The sequence below is a fragment of the Mycobacterium sp. genome (genome assembly GCF_049673265.1).
In the GTDB taxonomy this organism is placed as follows: Bacteria; Actinomycetota; Actinomycetes; order Mycobacteriales; family Mycobacteriaceae; genus Mycobacterium.
The window spans coordinates 1-3,385 of the sequence record NZ_JBATXN010000352.1 but is presented as its reverse complement, the minus strand read 5'-3'; the positions used below and the strand labels follow the sequence as shown (position 1 = coordinate 3,385).

Annotated in this window: 5 protein-coding genes; 1 reads left to right on the top strand and 4 read right to left on the bottom strand. The window is 67.0% G+C overall.

Translation table 11 applies throughout. The features are described 5' to 3' along the window. The 4 genes from WBF82_RS12215 to WBF82_RS12200 form a co-directional block, all read right to left on the bottom strand. On the bottom strand, positions 1-512 hold a 512-nt coding region (locus tag WBF82_RS12215; RefSeq protein ID WP_424383287.1), incomplete at its 3' end, for a sensor domain-containing protein. A 126-nt stretch (positions 513-638) separates the two neighbouring features. Continuing rightward, positions 639-1,043: a hypothetical protein gene (locus WBF82_RS12210; RefSeq protein WP_424383286.1), complete on the bottom strand. Its 405-nt coding sequence runs from the start codon at positions 1,041-1,043 to the stop codon at positions 639-641. Between the two features lie 71 nt (positions 1,044-1,114). Then, the gene (locus tag WBF82_RS12205) at positions 1,115-1,276 is read right to left on the bottom strand and encodes a hypothetical protein (protein WP_424383285.1); all 162 of its coding nucleotides are present in this window, start codon (positions 1,274-1,276) and stop codon (positions 1,115-1,117) included. A gap of 129 nt (positions 1,277-1,405) precedes the next feature. Beyond that, positions 1,406-1,747, bottom strand: coding sequence for a hypothetical protein (locus WBF82_RS12200; RefSeq protein WP_424383284.1), 342 nt, complete (start codon positions 1,745-1,747; stop codon positions 1,406-1,408). Between the two features lie 151 nt (positions 1,748-1,898). On the opposite strand from WBF82_RS12200, the gene WBF82_RS12195 reads away from it, so the two are divergent. Continuing rightward, the coding region (locus WBF82_RS12195) for an ATP-binding protein (protein ID WP_424383283.1) at positions 1,899-3,385 on the top strand (1,487 nt) is incomplete at its 3' end.

Genomic DNA, 3,385 nt, shown 5'->3' with positions numbered 1-3,385 from the left:
TGCTTGGTCCACGCCGCATCGGCGGCACCCGCCGGGCCACCCTCGAACGACCACACCTGCGTCGTGCCGTTGTCCAAGTGCATGGGAGTGGTCTGGCCCGAGCAACCGACCGTGCGATCCACTACGCGGTGGAAGGCGGCGTCGGCCGCAGCACCGGTGGCGAAGACACCGACCGCCTGCTTGACGAAGTGGGTCTGGTCGGTCGGCGAGGTCTGCGTGCTGGCTCCGTTGAACGACGCCAGGTCGGGATCGTTGTAGACCTCCGGCAACCCGATGTCGGCCCAGTTGTTGCACACCGGGTTGTCGACGAAGAACGACTGGACCGGCTGGGTGAACACCGACTCGTCGCGCATCGGCCCGCCGACGATGTTGCCCACCGAGCCCTTCCCCAGGACGGCATAGCTGACGACGCCTGGGGCGGAAGGCACGGCTGCCGTCGCCGGGGCCAGCAATACCGCCGCGACGCCGCCGACCGCCACGCCAATCGTCGCCTTCGCGACTTCGAAGGTCATGGATCTCGATCATGCCAACTGGGCAACCCAAACAAAAGCCAACGATGCTCGCCGCGCCCGCTTTGGCTCACGTCTGCGATGACACGCTTCGTTGAATATGGTTGCGCCGCAGATACTTTGGCTGCGCTACGGCGTGGCAGGCGCGGGAGGCGGACCGCCATGACCGCCGCCATGGCCACCGGGCCCGCCCGGCCCCATGTCCGGTCCGAAGGGCCCTGGCATCATTGGCGGGCCGCCGGGCCAACCAGGGCCCATGCCGGGCGGAAATGGTCCCGGGAAGACGAACATCCCACCGGGCGGGGGACCGTCGGGACCGCCGGGCCCAAACATGCCGTGGTGATGACGGAAGGGCTGATCATGCCCGGCGACTGCAGCACCAGTGAAGAAGACGACCGCGACGATGAAAACGATTCCGGCAACAATCACCACCCACGCCGCCACCTGGTACAGGCGCGAAGGCTTCGCCAAGTGCGGCGGCACCGGCGTGGCGGGGGGCGGCGGCTGGATCTCGTGCTCGGGTGCTTGGGTCATCCCCTGATCATGCCGACGTGGACGCCGACCATCAAACGCCGCGCTCTTGGCGTGGCGCCGCGGCTACCTTCCTAGCAGCCCAAGAACCAGGCGACACGAAGCGCGACCACGGCAATGAGCAGGACCCCGGCAATGATCGCCACCCACGCCGCTACTTGATAGAGCCGCTCGGGATGTGCGGGCGTAGGTGAGACGGGCGGCGGGGGAATCGACGACGGAGGTGTCTCGCTCATGGTTCGCCATAATGCCTCACGTGAGCGATAGCCGCGACCGCACGTTGGGCCGTTAAGGCGTCGTAGGAAAGACTCGGAGCCCGGCGTCCCGTTACTGGGACGCCGGGCTCATGGGCAGAGAACTGCGGACTACGGCTGCGCCGGAGCCAGCGACGGCGCGACGGACGACGGTGGTTGTGAGGGTCCTGGGCTGGCGGGACCCCCCGGACCGCCAGCACCCGGGCCGCGGTGCATGCCGCCGGGGCGCATGCCGTGGTGTTGACCCGTGTGGTGGTGGTGGCACCCGTGGTGGTGATGATGGCCGGCGATCTTGAAACCGGCGAAGAAAACGCTCATCGCGATAAAGACGATGCCGGCAACGATCACGACCCACGCCGCGAACCGGTAGAGCCAATAAGGTTTGACTACTTCGGTTGTTGGTGTGGTGGCGACCGCAGTCGGCCTGGTTGGTGTTTCAGGTGTTTCACTCATGCCTGAATGATGCGCGGGCGACGGCTAGGGCGCGCTAGGTACAACCTATGAAGAACATATGAGTGGCGCTGCGGTGCGCGCGTATCCGGACAGGGGGCCGAATCGGCCGATGTGCGAGGTAGGAGCAGGTCGGGTGTGAGATTCTGCGGAGGTGTCCGCTGCTTCGGCGGCTGCTCCTTCGGGGGTGGTGACGTTCTTGTTCACCGATGTCGAGGGTTCGACCCGTCGGTGGGAGACCGATGCCGAGGCAATGCGGCCGGCACTGGCAGCACATGATGCGGTATTGCGTGCGGCGATTGAGGCCCATGGCGGGTTTCTGTTCAAGCACACCGGCGACGGCGTGTGCGCCGCGTTCGCCTCGCCCAAGTCGGCGGTCGATGCCGCGGTCGCCGCGCAGCGCGAACTCGATTTGCCCGTGCGGATGGGGATTGCGACCGGTGAAGCAGAACTCCGCGACGGTGATTACTTCGGTGCGGTGCTGAACCGTGCGTCGCGGGTGATGGCCGCCGGGCATGGCGGTCAGATCCTGTTGGCCGAGTCGACGGCGGGACTGCTCAGCGGGGTCGATCTCATCGATTTGGGGCCGCGGCGGCTGCGGGATCTGCCCACCGCGGTCGGAGTGTTTCAGGTCCGAGCGACAGGGTTACGCACAGACTTTCCGCCGTTGCGGGCGCTGGACACGAGTCCGGGGAATCTGCACCCTCAGACCACGAGCTTCATCGGGCGTGAGGCCGAGGTCGGCGAGGTGCACGCCGCGGTGAAGGCTCATCGGTTGGTCACATTGACCGGGGTGGGTGGGGTCGGCAAGACCCGGCTGGCGCTGGAAGTCGGGGCGCGGCTGGCCGATGAGTTCCCCGACGGGGTCTGGTTTTTCGACTTAGCCGCGGTCGCCGATCCGGCGGCGGTGCCCGACGCGGTGGCCGCGGTGCTGGGCATCATCCAGCAGCCCGGGAAGAGCATGGCCGATAGTGTCGCGGCCGCGTCGGAGGGCAGGGCCCGGCTGCTGGTGTTCGACAACTGCGAGCACGTTGTCGACAGTGTCGCGGATCTGGTCGAGGCGATCCTCGCCGCCTCGGCGACCGTAACGATTCTCGCAACCAGCCGCGAAGGATTGGGGGTCAGCGAAGAACAGTTGTGGCGTGTCCCGTCGCTCGACGTCAACTCGGGAACCGAATCGGCCGCGGTGAACCTTTTCGTCGACCGTGCCCAAAGTGTCGTGTCGGACTTCTCGCTGGCCCAGCCCGGCGAGGCGGACGCTGTAGTGGAAATCTGCCGCAGACTCGACGGCATCCCGTTAGCCATCGAGTTGGCGGCCTCACGGATGGCATCGATGACCGCCAGCGAGGTGCGTGATCGGCTCGATCAGCGGTTCCGGCTGCTGGTCGGGTCGCGGCGCGGTCTAGAACGCCACCACACCCTGCGCCACGCGGTGGCGTGGTCCTACGACCTGCTCGACGACACGGAAAAGGTGCTGCTGGATCGGTGTTCGGTGTTCGCCGGGGGATTCGATCTGCACAGCGCCTGCGCCGTAGCGGGATTCCCAGACGCCCCAGACGACTTCGCCACCCTGGATCTGCTCGATGGGCTGGTGCGCAAGTCGCTGCTGGTGGCCGACCGGTCAGCCGGGCGGACCCGGTT

Bases quoted from the DNA above. Each gene is read 5' to 3' on its own strand.
- WBF82_RS12210 (WP_424383286.1), bottom strand. From the start codon at position 1,043: ATGACCCAAGCACCCGAGCACGAGATCCAGCCGCCGCCCCCCGCCACG.
- WBF82_RS12205 (WP_424383285.1), bottom strand. From the start codon at position 1,276: ATGAGCGAGACACCTCCGTCGTCGATTCCCCCGCCGCCCGTCTCACCT.
- WBF82_RS12200 (WP_424383284.1), bottom strand. From the start codon at position 1,747: ATGAGTGAAACACCTGAAACACCAACCAGGCCGACTGCGGTCGCCACC.